We start from the raw sequence: 18020 nt of genomic DNA, 5'->3' as shown, positions 1-18020 counted from the left end.
CCGTCATGCGTTCAGCCACCAATGTGCGGTATATACGACACTTCGTACGTGCGCCCTGAGATGGTGTGCGGCTCTCTGAACACCTTCGCGCCTGGCGCGTCGTTCCTGGTTTCCTGACGGCATGAACATTTCCGGCCCCTTCATCCGCCGCCCGATCGGCACCTCGCTGCTTGCCATGGGCGTCTTCGCGGTGGGCCTGATCTGCTATGCGCTGCTGGGCGTGGCGGCGTTGCCGAACATGCAGTTCCCGGTGATCTTCGTGCAGGCCAGCCAGGCCGGCGCGAGCGCGAGCACCATGGCCTCCACCGTCGCCGCGCCGCTGGAGCGGCACCTGGGCCAGGTGCCAGGCATCGACACCATGCGTTCGTCCAGTTCGCTGGGCAGCACGCAGGTGTTCCTGATGTTCGAGGCGGGACGCAACCTCGACTCCGCCGCGCGCGACGTGCAGGCCGCCATCAACGCCGCGCAGTCGGACCTGCCCAGCGGCCTGAACGCGCCGCCGAGCTACCAGAAGGCCAATCCCAACGACGACCCGATCATCGCGTTCGCATTGACCTCCGAAACGCAGTCGGCGCGCGAGCTCTACGACGTGGCCGACTCCCTGCTCGCGCAGCGCCTGCGCCAGCTCGATGGCGTGTCGGAGGTGGACATCCTCGGCGCGGCGACGCCGGCCATCCGCGTGGACGTGAACCTGCGCCAGCTCAGCGCGCTGGGCCTGTCGCCCGACCAGCTGCGCAATGCGCTCACCGCCGCCAACGTCACCTCGCCGCAGGGCTTCCTGTCCGACGGCAAGACCACCATGGCGGTGACGGCGAACGACTCGCTGCACAACGCCGACGACTTCGCGAACCTGGTGATCGCCTCGCACGCGGGCGTGCCGGTGCGCCTGTCGGATGTGGCCAAGGTCTACGACGGCACGCAGGACGCCTACCAGCGCGCCTGGTTCCAGGGCAAGCCGGCCGTGCTGATGTACGTGTACCGGCAATCCAACGCCAACATCATCGGCACGGTGGATCGCGTGAAGGCCGCCGTGCCCCTGCTGCGCGCCTACCTGCAGCCCGGCACCACGCTCACGCCGTACTTCGACGGCACGCCGACCATTCGCGCCTCGCTGCACGAAGTGCAGGCCACCTTGCTGATCAGCCTGGCGATGGTGATGCTCACCATGGCGCTGTTCCTGCGCCGCCTCGCGCCCACGTTGATCGCCACCGCGGCGGTGCCGCTGTCGCTGGCCGGCGCGGCGATGGTGATGTACATCCTCGGCTTCACGCTCAACAACCTCACCCTGCTGGCGCTCGTGATCGCCATCGGCTTCGTGGTCGACGACGCCATCGTGGTGATCGAGAACGTCGTGCGCCACATCGACCAGGGCATGACGCGCATGGAGGCGGCGCTGGCCGGCGCGAAGGAAATCGGCTTCACCATCGTGTCGATCACCGCCTCACTGGTGGCCGTGTTCATCCCGCTGCTTTTCATGAGCGGCATCACCGGCCTGTTCTTCAAGGAATTCACCATCACGCTGGTGGCGGCCATCATCGTCTCGGCGCTAGTGTCGCTGACGCTCACCACCTCGCTGTGCGGCCAGTTCCTGAGCAGCCACGAGCAGGACAAGCCGACCACGCGCATCGGCAAGGCGCTGGAGGCCTTCCAGGCCGGCATGCTGGGCGTGTATTCGCGATGCCTGAAGTTCTCGCTCAAGCACGCCCTGGCGTTCTCGCTGACGCCGCTGGTGCTGATCGCCATCACCATCTTCCTGTTCGGTCAGGTCAAGGCCGGCCTGTTCCCGGCGCAGGACACGGGCCTGATCCGTGGCCGCGCGACCTCGGGTGCGACGGTGTCATTCCAGGATGCGGTGGCTCGCCAGCAGCGCCTGATCGACATGCTGCTGAAAGACCACGACGTCGCGCGTGTCGGTTCGCGCCTGGGCAGCAGCCGCCAGGGTGCGGCGGGCACGTTCGACATCGAGTTGAAGACGCACGCGCAGGGCCGCAAGGACGACACCTTCGCCGTGCTCGCGCGATTGAGCGCCAAGGCCGCGCGCTATCCCGACCTCAACGTGCGCCTGCGCCCCATCCAGGACCTGCCCAGCTTCGGCGGTGGCGGCGGCACCAGCCAGGGCGCGCAGTACCAGGTGTCGCTGCAGGGCGACGACCCCGACGAGCTCACTCGCTGGCTGCCCAAATTGGTCGCCGAGCTGAAGAAGAACCCCAAGCTCAAGGACGTGGGCAGCGACGTCGACGACGCCGGCCTGCAGCAGAACATCGTGATCGACCGCGACAAGGCCGCGCGCCTCAACGTGGGTATCGGCACCATCGACGGCGCGTTGTACAACGCCTTCGGCCAGCGCCAGATCAGCACCATCTATTCCGACCTCAACCAGTACAAGGTGGTGGTGAACGCGCTGCCCAACCAGACGGCGACACCCGCGGCCATCGACCAGGTCTACGTGGCCAGCAGCAGCGGCAAGATGGTGCCGCTCGCCGCCTTCGCCCATCAGGAGCCGGGACTCGCGCCCACGCAGATCTCGCACGAAAACCAGTACACCGTGATGAGCATGAGCTTCAACCTTGCGCCCGGCGTGAGCATGGGCGAGGCGTTGCAGATCATCCAGCAGACCGGTTCGCAGATGCGCCTGCCGGGCGACATCCGCATCAATATCGGCGGCGACTTCCGGCGTTTCCAGCAATCGCAGAGCGGCATGCTGTGGCTGCTGCTCGGCGCCGTGGTGGTGGTCTACATCGTGCTGGGCATGCTGTATGAGAGCCTGATCCATCCGGTGACGATCCTCTCCACCTTGCCGGCCGCCGGCGTCGGTGCGCTGATGGCGTTGTGGATCACGGGCACGGAGCTGTCGGTGATCGCGCAGATCGCGCTCGTGCTGCTGATCGGCATCGTCAAGAAGAACGCGATCATGATGATCGACTTTGCGCTGGTGTCGCGCCGCGAGCATGGCTTGAGCGCGGCCGATGCGGCCTACGAGGCGAGCATGGTGCGCTTCCGCCCGATCATGATGACCACGATGGTGGCGATCCTCGCCGCCGTGCCCATCGCCATCGGCCTGGGCGAAGGCTCCGACCTGCGCCGCCCGCTGGGCATCGCCCTGATCGGCGGCCTGCTGATCTCGCAGAGCCTGACCCTGCTCAGCACACCCGCGCTCTACGTGATCTTCTCCTGCCTGGCCGATCGCTTCGCCGCCTGGCGCGGGCGGTTCCGGCAGCCGCGCCGACTGCCGGCAGGGGAGAATGTTTGAGCGCGTCGGGCGCATCAAAATTGGCCGTCATTCCCGCGAAGGCGGGACGAGCGCGTAGCGCGAAGAACGCCCGCAGGGCGGCCCCATAGGGGCGAGCGAAGCGAGTCATCCAGTGCCTTTGCTTTTCGACCGCTGAGGCGAACTCAAAAACCTGAAGGCGCTGGATTCCCGCCTTCGCGGGAATGACGAGCAAGAGCTGGACGCTGGTTTAGCGCGACGCTTGTCCAGGTCCGGCGCCAAAAAAATCCTGCCGAACCATACCCTTGCGCATTGTCGGCCCCCGCGCTTTCGCGTCCGCGCCGAAATCGTGACAATGAGGGGCTTTCGTCCGCCCGTTTCGTCCCCATGTCGGTCGGCTCCGGACGTTTGGTGCGCCCGCGCTTGGCCCTGTCCGCGCGTCGCATCGTCCCCTTGGTAATGCCGCAGCCAGCGAGGTCATAGCAGACAATGTCGAACACGCCGAAGATCATCTACACGCTCACGGACGAAGCGCCGTACCTCGCCACCCATTCGCTGCTGCCCATCATCAAGGCCTTCACCGGCACCGCCGGCATCGCCGTCGAGACGCGCGATATCTCGCTGGCCGGCCGCATCATCGCCCAGTTCCCGGACATCCTGCCGGACAACCAGAAGATCGCCGACGACCTTGCCGAACTCGGCCAGCTGGCGACCACGCCGGACGCCAACATCATCAAGCTTCCCAACATCAGTGCCTCGATGCCGCAGCTCAAGAGCGCGATCAAGGAACTGCAGTCGCAGGGTTATCCGCTGCCGGACTACCCGGAAGATCCGAAGGACGTCAGCGAGTGGAACGTCAAGGCGCGCTATGACAAGGTCAAGGGCAGCGCGGTGAATCCCGTGCTGCGCGAAGGCAACTCCGACCGCCGCGCGCCGCTCTCGGTGAAGAACTACGCGCGCAAGCACCCGCACAAGATGGGCGCGTGGTCCAAGGATTCGAAGACGCACGTAGCCCACATGGACGGCGGCGACTTCTACGGCAGCGAGAAGTCCACCGTGGTCGACAAGGCCACCACGGTGAAGATCGAGTGGTTCGGCAAGGACGGCACCCGCAAGGTGCTCAAGGAAAAGACCGCGCTGAAGGACGGCGAGATCATCGACGCCGCCGTGATGAGCAAGAAGGCGCTGACGAGCTTCATCGACGCGCAGATCGCCGAGGCGAAGAGCCAGGGCATCCTGTTCTCGCTGCACCTGAAGGCCACCATGATGAAGGTCTCCGACCCCATCATGTTCGGCTTCGTCGTCAACGAGTTCTACAAGGACGTGCTGGCCAAGCACGCCAACACGCTCAAGGGTGTGGGCTTCGAGCCGAACAACGGCATCGGCGACCTGTATGCGCGCCTGGGCCAGCTGCCGCAGGCCAAGCAGGATGAGATCCTCGCCGACATCGCCGCCGAGTACGCCAAGCGTCCGGCGCTGGCCATGGTCAATTCCGACAAGGGCATCACCAACCTGCACGTGCCCAGCGACGTGATCATCGATGCATCGATGCCGGCGATGATCCGCGACTCCGGTAAGATGTGGAACACCGAAGGCAAGCTCGAGGACACCAAGGCGGTGATCCCCGATCGCAGCTATGCCGGCGTGTACCAGGCCGTGATCGAGGACTGCAAGGCGCACGGCGCGTTCGACCCGGCCACCATGGGCAGCGTGCCCAACGTGGGCCTGATGGCGCAGGCCGCCGAGGAATACGGCTCGCACGACAAGACCTTCCAGATCGCCGGCGACGGCGTGGTCAAGGTCATCGACGAATCCGGCAAGGTGCTGCTGGAGCAGCCGGTGGAAGCTGGCGACATCTGGCGCATGTGCCAGACCAAGGACGCGCCGATCCAGGACTGGGTGAAGCTCGCCGTCACGCGCGCGCGCCTGTCCAACACGCCGGCCGTGTTCTGGCTCGATGCCAACCGCGCGCACGACGCGCAGGTGATCAAGAAGGTCGAGCGTTACCTCAAGGACCACGATCTGTCGGGCCTGGATATCCGCGTGCTCTCGCCGGTGGAGGCCACCAAGTTCTCGCTGGAGCGTATCCGCAAGGGCCAGGACACCATTTCGGTGACCGGCAACGTGCTGCGCGACTACCTCACCGACCTGTTCCCGATCATGGAGCTGGGCACCAGCGCCAAGATGCTCTCCATCGTGCCGCTGATGGCCGGCGGTGGCCTGTTCGAAACCGGCGCGGGCGGTTCGGCGCCCAAGCACGTGCAGCAGTTCCTGGAAGAGGACTACCTGCGCTGGGATTCGCTGGGCGAGTTCCTCGCCATCGCCGCGTCGCTGGAACACCTCGCCAACCGCTACGACAACGCCGACGCTCGCGTGCTGGCCAAGACGCTGGACGAGGCGAACGGCAAGATCCTCGACAACAACAAGTCGCCGGCCCGCAAGGTGGGCGAACTGGACAACCGCGGCAGCCACTTCTATCTCGCCATGTACTGGGCCCAGGCGCTGGCCGCGCAGAACGACGACGCCAAGCTCAAGGCGAAGTTCGAACCCATTGCCAAGGCGCTCACCGAGAACGAAGCCAAGATCGTGGGCGAACTCAACGGCGCGCAGGGCAAGGCGGTGGACATCAAGGGCTACTACCACGCGAACGTCGACCTGATCACCCAGGCCATGCGGCCGAGCAAGACCTTCAACGACGTGCTGGCTTTGCTGGGTTAAGCGTTGATCGGTGATGTTGCAGAGAGAAGGCCGCGCAAGCGGCCTTCTTTCGTTAGGGCGTTTGGCGCGGCGCTTCTTGTTGCTTTGTCATTGAGGCGCTGGGCGCCTCATCAAAATCTCGCGCGAACGTTCATACCCCTCACCGTCATTCCGGCGAAAGCCGGAATGACGGTGAGGGAGTTGGGCCCTGTTCGGTGATTTCGAACAGACACTAAGCCATTCGCAAAAGCCTTGAGCTAGGCTCTCGCGCATGCCCCCTTCCCACGCCAACGACAACGCAACATCGTCACCCGGAGACGCGGCGGAGGTCTTTCTCGCCTTCCTCTCGCTCGGGCTGCGTTCCTTCGGCGGACCCATCGCGCACCTTGGCTATTTCCGCCGTGCCTTCGTCCAGCAACGCCGTTGGCTGGAAGACGCGCAGTTCACCCAGCTGCTGGCGATGTGCCAGTTCCTGCCCGGACCGGCGAGCAGCCAGCTGGGTTTCGCCATTGGCCTGCACCGCGCCGGTTGGCGTGGTGCGCTGGCGGCCTTCGCGGGGTTCACCCTGCCATCCGCCTTGCTCATGTTCGCCTTCGCCGGATGGGCGCCTTACCTGCACGGCGTCTGGGGACAGGCGCTGCTGCACGGGCTGAAGCTGGTGGCGGTGGTGGTGATCGCGCAGGGCGTGCTCGGCATGTGGCGTTCACTGGCGCCTGACTGGCCACGGCGCGCGCTCGCCATCGCGGCCTGTGTCGTCCTGCTGTGGCAGTCGCAGGCGTGGATGCAGTTGCTGGTCATCGGTGCGGCCGCCGCGCTGGGGCCATGGCTCTGCCGTGGCGTCGAGGCGAATCGTGGCAGCACGCTTGTCCTGGGATACGGACATCGCACAGGCATCGTGCTGTTGCTGATCTACGCGGTATTGCTGTTTGTGGCGTTGACGCTGGGCGCGCGCGGGGACCTGTGGGTGCAGACGGGCGCGGCGTTCTATCGCGCGGGCGCCCTGGTGTTCGGTGGCGGGCATGTGGTGTTGCCGTGGCTGCGGCAGGCGCTGGTGGATCCAGGCTGGATCGATGAGGGCAGTTTCCTCGCCGGCTACGGCGCGGCGCAGGCGATGCCGGGGCCGATGTTTTCGCTGGCGGCGTATCTGGGCAGCCGCATGGCGGGTGGGCAGGGCGGCGCGCTGGATTCGCTGGTGGCCTTGCTGGCGATCTTCCTGCCGGGCTTTCTGCTGCTCGGCGGCGTGCTGCCGTTCTGGCAGCGCCTGTCGACGCGCGCGGGCGCGGTGCGCGTGGTCGCGGCCATCAACGCCGCGGTGGTTGGCCTGTTGGCTGCCGCGCTTTATCGGCCGGTGTGGACGGTGTCGATCGGCTCCATGGCGGATGTCGTGATCGTCGCCTGCGGATTCGTCATGCTGGTCGTGGCGAGGCAACCCGCATGGGTGGCCGTGGCGTGGTGTGTCACGGCCAGTTGCGCGGGCCGCTGGCTGGGATTTTGAAGCGCGGCGCTCAAGGTGGGGCGGTCATCCGTGGCTGGATCGTTGGGCCATAGCCTGAATGTCGCGCAACCCGGCGGGCAGGGTCGGCTATCAACTTTTGGCGCCGACAACTGTCATTTCCAACGCGGCTAAGGCGCGGATGAATGCTGCACCGCCGCCGCGGGGCAGGCGTCACGGCCCTGTCGGATAATGCACCCGTCAAACGTTTCGTTTTCTGGAGCCACGCATGCGCTCACCGCTGTTCGCCGCTTTGCTTGCCGTCGTCGCAAGCGCACCTGCTTTTGGACAGTCCGCGCCGGCGGTGCCGTCGACGTCGGCGGCCGTCAACCTGGAAGCAGTCAGCGTCAGCGGCGTGCAGCCCGGGCCGGGGCTGTGGAAAGTCAGCAAGGGCGACCACGTGATGTGGGTGCTCGGCACGCTGTCGCCGTTGCCGGACAAGATCCAGTGGAAGACCGACGAAGTGGAGCAGACCATTGCCGCGTCGCAGGAGGTGCTGGGCCCGCCGTCGATCGCGCTCAAGCCCAAGACCAATTTCTTCGGCAAGCTGTTCCTGCTGCCCTCGCTGGTGGGCGCGCGCAAGAATCCGGACGGGCAGACCCTGCAGCAGATGGTGCCGGCGCCGGACTATGCGCGCTGGCTGACGCTGAAGCAGCAATACATCGGCAATGATCGCGGCATCGAAAGCTGGCGGCCGATCTTCGCGGCGGTCGAGCTGTACGACAAGGCCATCAAGCGCTACGGCCTGACCTCGTCCGGCGGCGTGAAGGACACCGTGCGCGACCTCGCCAAGAAGCACAACGTCAACTTCAACACCGTCCGCTACACCCTGCTGGTGGAGGAACCGCGCAGCGCGGTGAAGACCTTCAAGTCCTCGCCGATGGACGACCGCGAATGCTTCGGCCGCACGCTGGACACGGTGGAGCGCGACATGGGCCGCATCACCGAGCGCGCCAACGCCTGGGCCACCGGCGACATCGACCTGCTGCGCAGCCTGCCGATGAACGACCAGCGCGAAGCCTGCCTGTCCGCCGTCACCGAAGCGGGCTTCGCCAGGCAACTGGGCTTCAGCGACGTGAAGCAGAAGGCCGAGGCGATGTGGATAAGCGAAGCCGAAAAGGCCCTCGCCACCAACACGCAGACCTTCGCCATGCTGCCGATGGAAGCCGTGCTGTCGCCGAAGGGCCTGATCGCGCAGCTGAAGGCAAAGGGATATCAGGTAGAGGCGCCGGATGGCAGTGACGCGGAAGGCGTCGGCTCCGCACAACCCTGAGTGTTCCGGCGAGCGCATCCGGTGCAGATGCGCGCCAAAGAGAAAGGCCCCTTGCGGGGCCTTTCCATCAACGGTGATTGCATTTGCCGCATTGGATATGGCGCGGGCCGCAGAGCTTGAGCGTCCCCACGCACATGTACCACGACAGCGGGCCATGGGCCTCGTGCTGCACGGCAGGCGACGTGGCCGCGGTGCCGTTCGGGTCGTCCAGGTTGTACGGGGCGGTGGTGGCCAGCGATGCGCCGGCGCAGAGCAGCGAAACGGCGGCAAACGCAATCGACAGGATGGTCCTTTGCATGGCATGTCCCTCTCTAAGTGATGGGTGTTATGCCAGCCGTCATCCCGCGGAAGTCCCATGCGCTGACGGAAATCCGCCGAACCTGATGGTTATTCCGGGCAGTGATGAACCACCACGCGACGCAGCTGGCGTTGTTGCGCGCCAGCGTGCGGTTGGCGCGCCGTTGCAGTGTGCGCGCACGACTTTCGGGATTTCTGTAGGTCTGCGCCGCCGCCTTCGTAGCGCAACGGATCGACCTGCCTAACTCAGGCGCTGGCCTGATCCAGCGTGGCGATCTCATCCTTGCCCAGTTGCAGCTCCACGCCCTTGATCAGCTCCTGCAGCTGCGGAACGCTGGTGGCGCTGGCGATGGGCGCCGTGACGCTGGGGCGCGCGATCAACCACGCCAGTGCCACCTGCGCCGGCGTCGCGCCGTGCGCCGCGGCCACCTTGTCCAGCGCGGCGAGCACGCCGAGGCCGTGCGGGTTGAGGTATTTGCGCACCGAGCCGCCGCGCGCGGCGCTCTTGGCGAAGTCGGCTTCGGTGCGGTACTTGCCGCTCAGGAAGCCGCTGGCGAGCGCGTAGTAGTTGATCACGCCGACGTTCTCGGCAATGACCAGCGGCTCCAGTTCCTTCTCGTAGCCCTTGCGGTTGACCAGGTTGTATTCCGGCTGCAGGGTTTCGTAGCGGGGCAGGTGATATTCGGCGGAGATCTTCAGCGCCTCGCCGAACCGGTCGGCGCCGTAGTTGGAGGCGCCGATCACGCGCACCTTGCCCTGCTCGATCAGCTTGCCGAACGCGCCCAGCGTCTCGTGCAGCGGCACGGTGGCGTCGTCCTCGTGCGACTGGTAGAGGTCGATGTAGTCGGTCTGCAGGCGCTTGAGCGAACCTTCCACGGCCTGGTTGATGTTCATCGGCGACAGCCCAGGATGCTCGGCCCACTTCGCCACCTTGGTGGCGATCACCACCTTGTCGCGCTTGCCGCTGCGCTTGAGCCATTTGCCGATGATGGTTTCCGATTCGCCGCCGCGATTGCCGGGCACCCACGCCGAATACACGTCGGCCGTGTCGATCAGGTTGAAGCCCGCGTCGACGAAGGCGTCGAGCAGCTCGAACGAGCGCTCCTCGTCCACGCTCCAGCCGAAGACGTTGCCGCCGAAGGCGAGCGGCGCGACGGAAAGGGAAGACCGGCCCAGGGGACGCAGTTGCATGGATGTGCTCCGGATTCGCTGAAGGGGAGGTGGGGTTGGTGCATACTCGGGGACCCGAGCGAGTATACGCGCCGCCTGTGTGAGGCCGACGCGTAGCCGCGCCGACACTGGAGGCATGAGGATGATGAGCAAGGCAGCGGCGCCGCGGCGCGTGTTTCTCACCAGCGCGATTCTCACGAGCGTGATTGTGATGGGTTTGTGCACGGGTGCAGGGATGGCATCGGCACAGACATCGGCCCGCCCGTGGAACGACACCACGCTGTCGCCCGATGCGCGCGCGAAACTGCTGCTCGCGCAGCTCACGCAGGACGAGAAGTTCCAGCTCATCCACAGCTATTACGCCGGCCCGGATCGCCCCGCCGACAAGCCGTTCCCCAAGGGTGCGATGGCCTCCGCGGGTTATGTCCCTCCGATCGATCGCCTGGGCATTCCCGCGCTGGAGGAGAGTGATGCGGGCCTGGGCGTGGCCAGCTCCGACCGCATGCGCCCGGGCGACCACGCCACGCCGTTGCCGGCTGGGCCGGTGACCGCGGCCAGTTGGGATCCGCAGGTGGCCTACCGCGGTGGCGCGATGATCGGCGGCGAAGCGCACAGCAAGGGTTTCAACGTGCTGCTGGCCGGCGGCATCAACCTCACGCGCGAACCGCGCAACGGGCGCAATTTCGAGTACGCGGGGGAAGATCCCCTGCTCGCCGGCACCATCGTCGGCGAAGCCATCAAGGGCATCCAGGACCAGCACGTCATCTCCACCATCAAGCACTTCGCCTTGAACGACCAGGAGACGGCGCGCGACAGCATCAACGTGCAGATCGGCGAGCAGGCCATGCGCGAGTCGGACCTGCTTGCGTTCGAGCTGGCCATCGAGCGCGGCAAGCCCGGTTCGGTGATGTGCTCGTACAACAAGGTCAACGGCGACTGGGCGTGCGAGAACGATTACCTGATGAACCAGGTGCTCAAGCGCGACTGGAAATACCCGGGCTTCGTGATGTCCGACTGGGGCGGCGCGCACAGCGCGGCCAAGGCGGTGAACGCGGGCCTCGATCAGGAATCGGCTGGCGAAGTGTTCGACAAGGCACTGTATTTCGACGCGCCGCTGCGCGCCGCGCTGGCCAAGGGCGAGGTGAAGCAATCGCGCATCGACGACATGGTGCAGCGCATCCTGCGCAGCATGTTCGCGGCGGGCGTGTTCCAGTATCCCGCGGGCAAGGCGCCGATCGATCCGCAGGCCAACCTGAAGGTGGCGCGCCAGACGCTGGAGTCGGGCGCCGTGCTGTTGCGCAACGAGCACGACACCTTGCCGCTGGACGTGAGCAAACTGCAGTCCATCGCCGTGATCGGCGCGCATGCCGACAAGGGCGTGCTGGCCGGCGGCGGTTCGTCGCTGGTCACCGCGATGGGCGGCAACGCCGTGCCCGGCATCGCGCCCACCACGTGGCCGGGCCCGGTGATGTATCACCCTTACTCACCGCTCAAGGCGCTGCGCGATGCCGCGCCTAAGGCCAATGTGCAGTTCGCCGAGGGCAACGACGTGGCGGCCGCCGCCGCGCTTGCGGCGAAGTCGCAGGTGGCCGTGGTGTTCGTGCAGAAGTGGCAGACCGAATCGCTGGACTCGCCGGACCTCTCGCTGCCGGACAACCAGGACGCGCTGGTCGATGCCGTGGCCAAGGCCAATCCGCGCACCATCGTGGTGCTGGAGAACGGCGGCCCCATCGCCATGCCGTGGCTCGACCGGGTCGCTGCCGTGCTGGAAACCTGGTACCCCGGCGGCGACGGCGGCAAGGCCATCGCCAATCTGCTCTCGGGCAAGGTGAACCCCTCCGGCCGCCTGCCGGTGAGCTGGCCGGCCGATCTCTCACAGCTGCCGCGCAAGGAGCTTCCCGGCGCGGGCGGCGGCACGCCGCCCACCGCCGTGGACTACACCATCGAAGGCGCCAACGTGGGCTATCGCTGGTATCAGTCCAAAGACATCAAGCCGATGTTCCCGTTCGGCTATGGCCTCTCGTACACGCAGTTCAAGCACGGCGAGCTGAAGATCGACGCCAACGGTTACCAGCTGAAGGCCACGGTGGAGGTCACCAACACCGGTTCACGCGCCGGCGCGGACGTCGCCCAGGTCTACGTGCGCGTGCCCGGCGCCAAGGCATCGCGCCTGGCGGGCTATGCCAAGGTGTTCCTCAAGCCGGGCGAGCACCGCACGCTGAGCATTCCGCTGGAGCCGCGTTTGCTGGCGGATTTCGACGTCGCCAAGCATGGATGGGTGATACGCGGCGGGCAGTACAGCGTGGCGGAAGGGGTTTCGTCCGAAGCGCTCGGGACGCCGGTCAGCGTGCAGCTTGCGGGTGGGAGGCTTTAACAGAGCCCGTTCAAAATCTTCTGAGCAATGCCCGTTCCCTCACCGTCATCCCCGCTTTCGCGGGGATGACGGTGAGGGGAAACATGCGTTCATGAGAGATCGTAAGCAGGCTTGAATCGGACATGCTGGCCAACCAAGCCAGCGTCTTCATTCATCAGCCGCATCCACTATGCGCCAGCTTGGACGGCGCCACGTTCTTGCGAACAGCCTCCATCAGCCGCGGCGTACGCTCGCGCTTGCCCGTGGGGCGGGACGTGGGTTCAGGTGTATTGGCCAGCCGGCGGGCTAGCTCGGGGTCCGTGATGTGGCCGTGCAGGAACAGCAGGTTCGTGAAGAGCGAGCTCATGACATCCTCCCATTGTGCCTTGGTTTGAGCTTGCGCTCAACTTAGAGCCATCACGGGTGGCGAAAAAGCGATATATTCGCAAGCCAGCCTTGAGAGATATTCAAGATGGCCCGCGTCTCGCTGGATCTTCTCCAACAGTTCGTCCAGGTGGCCCGGCTGGGCAACCTGTCGCGTGCCGCCGAGCAGGCCAATCTCACCGTCAGTGCGCTCAGCCATCAGGTGCGGCAGCTGGAACAGCGGCTGGAGCGCAAGCTGTTCGAGCGCGGCCCACGCGGCGTGCAGCTCACCAACGAAGGCCGGCGGCTGTTGGAGGCGGTGGGGCACCATTTCGAAGGCATCGATCGCGCGATGGCCGGCTTCCGCTGTCGCCGTGACGACGTGCTCACGTTGAGCGCGATCCCCGGCGTGATGTCCAGTTGGCTGGTGCCGCGCCTGGCGCGGCTGGTGGCGGCGCATCCGGAGTTGCAGCTCAACCTGCAATCCAGCGTGGAACTGGTCAACTTCGAGCGCGATCCGGTGGACGCCGCCGTGCGTTACGGCCGTGGCCCTTGGCCCGGCCTGATCACCGAGCGGCTGTTCGGCGAATGGATCGCACCGGTGGCGTCGCCCGCCTTGCTCGAACGCATGGGCGAGGCGGACCCCAGCGACCTCGCGCGCTGGCCGCTGCTGGGCGACCCCGGCGACCGCTGGCGCGACTGGTTCGCGCAAGGCAGCGGCGAGTTGCCGCTACGCTACGTCGCACACTTCGACAACACCGATGCCCTGCAGCGTGCCGCGCTGGAAGGCATGGGCGTGGCGCTGGGGCGCATGGTGATGGCGCGGCCGCTGATCGAGGCCGGCCTGCTCAAGGTGCTCGGCCATCGCTACCAGCAGATTCCCGAGTCGTATTTCCTGGTGTATCCCGAGCACGCGAAGGATCACGCCGGCCTGCGTACCTTCCGCGAATGGCTGCTGTGCGAGGCGGGCAAGTACGCCGAGGCCATGTCCTATGCCACCGGCCACAACGGCGACGATTCGCCGTAGCAGCGCCTACGCGTCGGCGCGCGAAAGACCCTCTCCAGCTTCGCGTGCTCCACTAGGCCGGATGGCAAGAGACGCCGTTCGCCATCCACCATTTGTATACATGGTGGCCGGCAAGCTCCGCCCGTTATGCTTTGCGCGTCGTTTCGTGGTTTTCGCTAGGGGTTTTCGATGAAGAGCCGTGTGTACCTGGGGCTGGCGGCCGTGCTGCTGGCGGCGTGCAGCAGCCAATCCGCGCCGGCCAGCGCGCAGGTGCAGGACCAGCCGGCGGCCCTGGTGCCGCCCACCAGCGCCACCGACTTCACCGCATCCCAGCTCGACCAAATGATTGCCGGCGACTGGCGCTCGCCCGAGCACAAGGCGCGCGACGTCTATCGCCATCCCAAGGCCACCTTGCAGTTCTTCGGTATCCGTCCGGACCTCACCGTGATCGAGATCACCCCGGGCGGCGGCTGGTATACGGAAATCCTTGCGCCCCTGCTGCGCGACAACGGGCATTACATCGCCGCCACGCCCAAGCCTGCGGCCGATGGCGAGGCCAGTCGCGACCTCAACGGGCTGAAGGCGAAGTTCGCCGCCGACCCCGCGCATTACGGCAAGGCGCAATTGGAAGAGTTCGACCCCAAGGCGCCGTCGTTCGGCGCGCCAGGATCGGCCGACATGGTGCTGACCTTCCGCAACGTGCACAACTGGGTCGAAGCCAATACCGCGCCGGCCATGTTCAAAGCCTTCTTCGCCGTGCTTCGTCCCGGTGGCGTGCTGGGCGTGGAAGACCATCGCGCCGCCGACAACGCCAGCCTGGAGGCGGTCAAGAACAGCGGCTACCTGCCCACCAACGTGGTGATCAAGCTCGCCACCGATGCGGGTTTCCAGCTGCAGGGTTCCAGCGAGATCAACGCGAACCCCAAGGACACCAAGGATTACCCGCAGGGCGTGTGGACGCTTCCGCCCACCTTGACGCTGGGCGACCAGGATCGCCAGAAATACCTCGCCATCGGCGAATCGGATCGCATGACGCTGCGCTTCGTAAAACCCGATGCGTCCGCGACGCCGTCGCGTCACTGAGTCGAGCGGCCGCCCGCCCGTGGCGGCCCACGTTGCATGCTTATCCTGCTCAACAAACCGTATGGCGTGCTCTGCCAATTCAGCGATGCGGACGGCCGTCCCACGCTGGCGCACTACGTGCGGCAAAAGGACGTCTATCCCGCGGGCCGGCTGGACCACGACAGCGAAGGCCTGCTCCTGCTGACCGACGACGGCCGCCTGGCGCACAAGCTCACCGATCCGCGCCACAAGGAACCCAAGACCTACCTCGTGCAGGTGGATGGGCAGATCACCGACGAAGCCATCGACACGCTGCGTCGCGGCGTGCAGCTCAACGACGGGCCCACACTGCCCGCCCAGGCGGAGCACGCGATCGAACCGGAATGGTTGTGGCCACGCGACCCGCCCGTGCGCTTTCGCAAGCTCATTCCCACCAGCTGGTTGCGCATCACCTTGCGCGAAGGCCGCAACCGGCAGGTGCGCCGCATGACGGCCTCGGTCGGGTTTCCCACGCTGCGGCTCATTCGCGAGCGCATCGGGCCATATGCGCTCGACGGCCTCGCACCGGGTGACGTGCGCGTCGTAGGTTGATGCCGAAAACGCCTTGATTCCAGGCTTTTCAGACTCATCCACCGCAGGCCTGCCGATAAGGTAAGCGGACACAGGGAAAGCAGGGCCACGTCGCCCTGCTGCCCGTGCATGTTCGTTACCACGTCGAAGGAGCAAGACATGAAAGTCGTACGAATGGCCGTGCTGGCCTGCGCGGTGGCCGCCGCGGTGGGCTGCGTATCCGAAGGCACGTACAAGAAGGAAGTGGCGCAGGCCAACCAGTACCAGGCCGACGATGCCCAGCTCACCGCGATCAACAAGCAGCTCTCCGCCAAGCTCGGCAAGGACGACGCCACCATCAAGCAGCTGAAGGGCGAGCTGAAGGTCACCGTGGTCGACCAGATCCTGTTCGCCGAAGGCGGCTACACGCTCAACGCCAATGGCGAAAAGACGCTGGACAAGATCGCGCCCACGCTGGCCACGCTGAGCAAGCAGCGCGTGGCCGTGGAAGCCTTTACCGACAACGTGCCGATCGGCGAGGCGCTGAAGGCGCGCTTCCCGTCCAACGTGGAGCTGTCGTCCGCCCGCGCCGACGAAGTGGTCCGTTACCTGGCGAAGAAGGGCGTGCCCGACCGCATCATGTCCGCCCAGGGCTACGGCGAGCGCCACCCGGTGGCCAGCAAAGACACGCCGGAAGGCCGCGCGCAGAACCGCCGCGTGGAAATCGTCATCACCAACGCGCCGTTGCAGTAAAGCCTGCAGCTGCCGCCACGACAAAGGCCCCGCCACGGCGGGGCCTTTGCTTTTAAAGGCTGTTCAAAATCTCCGGGCAGGGTCCAATGCCCTCACCGTCATTCCGGCGCAGGCCGGAATCCAGTAGCGGAAGTAACCGGTTATCGCGTGACGTCAAAGCATTTGGCTCTTCGGCGAAAACCGCACCATGAAGCCACTGGATTCCGGCCTGCGCCGGAATGACGGTGAGGGATATCGGCACTCGTACGAGATTTGAACAGACCCTCAGGCCGAAGGCAGGCCGAAAAAGGCCCGCGCCGTCGCCGTGCTGTGCATTGCGGTTTCCTGCGGCGACTCACCACGATCACGTGCGATCTCGTCGCAGATATGGCGCAGATACATCGGCTCGTTGCGGCGATGCGACGGCTGCGGCCGCACGGTGCGTGGCAGCAGGTAGGGCGCGTCCGTCTCGATCAGCAGGCGGTTGGCCGGGATCTCCTTCACCAGCTCGCGCAGGTGCGTGCCGCGCCGCTCGTCGCAGATCCAGCCGGTGAAGCCGATATGGCAGTCGAGCGCCAGATAGTCGCGCAACGCCTCGCCGGTATCGGTAAAGCAGTGCACCACCGCACCCGGCACCTTGTCGCGGTACCGGCGCAGCAGCGCGATGAAGTCGTGGTGCGCATCGCGCTGGTGCAGGAACAGCGGCTTCTGCACGTCCACCGCGATCTGCAGCTGCTTCTCGAACACGGCCAGCTGCACATCGCGCGGCGAGTAGTTGCGGTTGTAGTCCAGGCCCGTCTCGCCCACCGCGCGCACCTCCGGATGCGTAGCCAGCTCGCGCAGCAAGGCATCCGTGGCGTCGTCGTACTCGATCGCATGGTGCGGGTGCACGCCGGCGGTCGCATAAAGCAGGCCCGGATGCGCCTGCGCCAGGGCCAGCGCATGCGTGCTGCCATCCTTCGACGCGCCGGTGACCATGAGTTGCACCACCCCGTGATCCTTCGCGCGCTGCAGCACAGCATCGAAGTCGTGGCGAAACGACTCGTGGGTAAGGTTGGCGCCGATGTCGACAAGCTGCATAGCGAGGGGAAGGCCTAAAACCTTGATTGTCTCAGAGATATCCGGGCTGGGAAACGCGCCGGGCGGTTTCCGGCGCAAGATGTCGCGGACGGGCCGTGGGTACCGGCAAGGCGGCTCGTCATGGACCGCCTTTACGCTGTGGCCATGGAACGTTGCGCATCGAACGGTGTCCGAAACCAATGAACCGAGGTGAGAAACCGTGCTCGCGCATTCGCGGGCGGGTGTGTTAACAATGCGGCTTTGGTGTCGTTGGGGGCGGCATCGAAGGGATCGAGCCATCAGGAAACGGGGTGAAGCATGTCGGCAGTTGCCAAGCCGGCGGCCAATGCGGAGGGTGCGGCGACGGAAGGCCGCGAGGCGGCGGTCTGCGCGCTGCTGGTCTCCCGTGGGCGGCTGAAGGACACAGATCTCGCCCGCGCGCGCCGCCTGCACGAGGAATCCCCCGACGGCACGCTGACGGCCTTGATGGCGCGGCTGGGCCTGGTGTCGGAGCGTGACCTGGCGGAAGCCTGGTCGGAGTTGCTCGATACGCCCTTGTTGTCGGCGCGCGAGGCGCCGGACATGCCGCCGGCGGAGTTGGATGTGTCGGTGCGTTTCCTGAAGCAGCAGCACGTGGTGCCGGTGCGGGTGGGGGAGGAAGGGTTGGCGCTGGTGGTGTCGGACCCGGCCGATCCGTATCCCTTGCAGGCGATGCAGCTGGCGGCGGGGCGGCCGGTGGCGATGCGCATTGGCTTGCGT

13 protein-coding genes and 1 pseudogene are annotated in these 18020 nt (G+C 66.1%); 10 read left to right on the top strand and 4 right to left on the bottom strand.

Annotated elements, in window-relative coordinates; all coding sequences use genetic code 11:
• Nucleotides 1-121: 121 nt before the first annotated feature.
• The 4 genes from BDW41_RS17270 (at nucleotide 122) to BDW41_RS17255 (ending at nucleotide 8670) form a co-directional block, all read left to right on the top strand.
• Nucleotides 122-3250 (top strand): efflux RND transporter permease subunit, encoded by a 3129-nt coding sequence (locus tag BDW41_RS17270; protein ID WP_074550314.1) that lies wholly within the window; start codon nucleotides 122-124, stop codon nucleotides 3248-3250.
• A 447-nt stretch (nucleotides 3251-3697) separates the two neighbouring features.
• Nucleotides 3698-5926 carry an NADP-dependent isocitrate dehydrogenase gene (locus BDW41_RS17265; RefSeq protein ID WP_074550315.1) on the top strand — a complete coding sequence of 743 codons (2229 nt, stop codon included), beginning with the start codon at nucleotides 3698-3700 and terminating at the stop codon, nucleotides 5924-5926.
• A gap of 250 nt (nucleotides 5927-6176) precedes the next feature.
• Nucleotides 6177-7400, top strand: coding sequence for a chromate efflux transporter (gene chrA / locus BDW41_RS17260; protein WP_074550316.1), 1224 nt, complete (start codon nucleotides 6177-6179; stop codon nucleotides 7398-7400).
• Between the two features lie 226 nt (nucleotides 7401-7626).
• Nucleotides 7627-8670: a TraB/GumN family protein gene (locus BDW41_RS17255; RefSeq protein ID WP_074550317.1), complete on the top strand. Its 1044-nt coding sequence runs from the start codon at nucleotides 7627-7629 to the stop codon at nucleotides 8668-8670.
• A gap of 67 nt (nucleotides 8671-8737) precedes the next feature.
• Here BDW41_RS17255 and BDW41_RS17250 read toward each other — a convergent pair whose 3' ends face one another.
• Complete coding sequence (locus tag BDW41_RS17250; RefSeq protein WP_074550318.1) at nucleotides 8738-8968, bottom strand: hypothetical protein; 231 nt, start codon at nucleotides 8966-8968, stop codon at nucleotides 8738-8740.
• A 245-nt stretch (nucleotides 8969-9213) separates the two neighbouring features.
• Nucleotides 9214-10158, bottom strand: a complete 945-nt coding sequence (locus BDW41_RS17245) for an aldo/keto reductase (RefSeq protein ID WP_074550319.1) — start codon at nucleotides 10156-10158, stop codon at nucleotides 9214-9216.
• A 121-nt stretch (nucleotides 10159-10279) separates the two neighbouring features.
• On the opposite strand from BDW41_RS17245, the gene BDW41_RS17240 reads away from it, so the two are divergent.
• Nucleotides 10280-12511 (top strand): glycoside hydrolase family 3 C-terminal domain-containing protein, encoded by a 2232-nt coding sequence (locus BDW41_RS17240; protein ID WP_074550321.1) that lies wholly within the window; start codon nucleotides 10280-10282, stop codon nucleotides 12509-12511.
• Nucleotides 12512-12665: 154 nt separating this feature from the next.
• On the opposite strand, the gene BDW41_RS17235 is transcribed toward BDW41_RS17240, so the two are convergent.
• Nucleotides 12666-12857, bottom strand: a complete 192-nt coding sequence (locus BDW41_RS17235) for a hypothetical protein (RefSeq protein WP_074550324.1) — start codon at nucleotides 12855-12857, stop codon at nucleotides 12666-12668.
• 105 nt (nucleotides 12858-12962) lie between these two features.
• Here BDW41_RS17235 and BDW41_RS17230 point away from each other — a divergent pair, with 105 nt between their 5' ends.
• From BDW41_RS17230 to BDW41_RS17215, 4 genes are all read left to right on the top strand, one after another.
• Nucleotides 12963-13880: a LysR substrate-binding domain-containing protein gene (locus BDW41_RS17230; protein WP_074550326.1), complete on the top strand. Its 918-nt coding sequence runs from the start codon at nucleotides 12963-12965 to the stop codon at nucleotides 13878-13880.
• A 168-nt stretch (nucleotides 13881-14048) separates the two neighbouring features.
• Nucleotides 14049-14942 (top strand): class I SAM-dependent methyltransferase, encoded by an 894-nt coding sequence (locus BDW41_RS17225; RefSeq protein WP_074550328.1) that lies wholly within the window; start codon nucleotides 14049-14051, stop codon nucleotides 14940-14942.
• A 36-nt stretch (nucleotides 14943-14978) separates the two neighbouring features.
• Complete coding sequence (locus BDW41_RS17220; protein WP_074550331.1) at nucleotides 14979-15512, top strand: pseudouridine synthase; 534 nt, start codon at nucleotides 14979-14981, stop codon at nucleotides 15510-15512.
• Between the two features lie 138 nt (nucleotides 15513-15650).
• Nucleotides 15651-16223: an OmpA family protein gene (locus BDW41_RS17215; RefSeq protein WP_074550334.1), complete on the top strand. Its 573-nt coding sequence runs from the start codon at nucleotides 15651-15653 to the stop codon at nucleotides 16221-16223.
• Nucleotides 16224-16487: 264 nt separating this feature from the next.
• Here BDW41_RS17215 and BDW41_RS17210 read toward each other — a convergent pair whose 3' ends face one another.
• Nucleotides 16488-17282, bottom strand: coding sequence for a TatD family hydrolase (locus BDW41_RS17210; protein WP_074550336.1), 795 nt, complete (start codon nucleotides 17280-17282; stop codon nucleotides 16488-16490).
• Nucleotides 17283-17579: 297 nt separating this feature from the next.
• Here BDW41_RS17210 and BDW41_RS17205 point away from each other — a divergent pair.
• Nucleotides 17580-18020 (top strand): annotated as a pseudogene (locus BDW41_RS17205) (type II secretion system protein GspE); the annotation flags it as partial.

The organism is Dyella sp. AtDHG13, assembly GCF_003201105.1.
In the GTDB taxonomy this organism is placed as follows: Bacteria; Pseudomonadota; Gammaproteobacteria; order Xanthomonadales; family Rhodanobacteraceae; genus Dyella; species Dyella jiangningensis_B.
The sequence above is the reverse complement of the archived record's forward strand: the minus strand, read 5'-3'. Positions and strand labels throughout refer to the sequence as shown.

Excerpts from the sequence above, each read along its gene's own strand:
- BDW41_RS17265 (WP_074550315.1), top strand. The coding sequence starts at position 3,698 with ATGTCGAACACGCCGAAGATCATCTACACGCTCACGGACGAAGCGCCG.
- BDW41_RS17215 (WP_074550334.1), top strand. The coding sequence starts at position 15,651 with ATGAAAGTCGTACGAATGGCCGTGCTGGCCTGCGCGGTGGCCGCCGCG.
- BDW41_RS17220 (WP_074550331.1), top strand. The coding sequence starts at position 14,979 with ATGCTTATCCTGCTCAACAAACCGTATGGCGTGCTCTGCCAATTCAGC.
- BDW41_RS17270 (WP_074550314.1), top strand. The coding sequence starts at position 122 with ATGAACATTTCCGGCCCCTTCATCCGCCGCCCGATCGGCACCTCGCTG.
- chrA (WP_074550316.1), top strand. The coding sequence starts at position 6,177 with ATGCCCCCTTCCCACGCCAACGACAACGCAACATCGTCACCCGGAGAC.
- BDW41_RS17240 (WP_074550321.1), top strand. The coding sequence starts at position 10,280 with ATGATGAGCAAGGCAGCGGCGCCGCGGCGCGTGTTTCTCACCAGCGCG.
- BDW41_RS17245 (WP_074550319.1), bottom strand. The coding sequence starts at position 10,158 with ATGCAACTGCGTCCCCTGGGCCGGTCTTCCCTTTCCGTCGCGCCGCTC.
- BDW41_RS17255 (WP_074550317.1), top strand. The coding sequence starts at position 7,627 with ATGCGCTCACCGCTGTTCGCCGCTTTGCTTGCCGTCGTCGCAAGCGCA.
- BDW41_RS17250 (WP_074550318.1), bottom strand. The coding sequence starts at position 8,968 with ATGCAAAGGACCATCCTGTCGATTGCGTTTGCCGCCGTTTCGCTGCTC.
- BDW41_RS17230 (WP_074550326.1), top strand. The coding sequence starts at position 12,963 with ATGGCCCGCGTCTCGCTGGATCTTCTCCAACAGTTCGTCCAGGTGGCC.
- BDW41_RS17225 (WP_074550328.1), top strand. The coding sequence starts at position 14,049 with ATGAAGAGCCGTGTGTACCTGGGGCTGGCGGCCGTGCTGCTGGCGGCG.
- BDW41_RS17210 (WP_074550336.1), bottom strand. The coding sequence starts at position 17,282 with ATGCAGCTTGTCGACATCGGCGCCAACCTTACCCACGAGTCGTTTCGC.
- BDW41_RS17235 (WP_074550324.1), bottom strand. The coding sequence starts at position 12,857 with ATGAGCTCGCTCTTCACGAACCTGCTGTTCCTGCACGGCCACATCACG.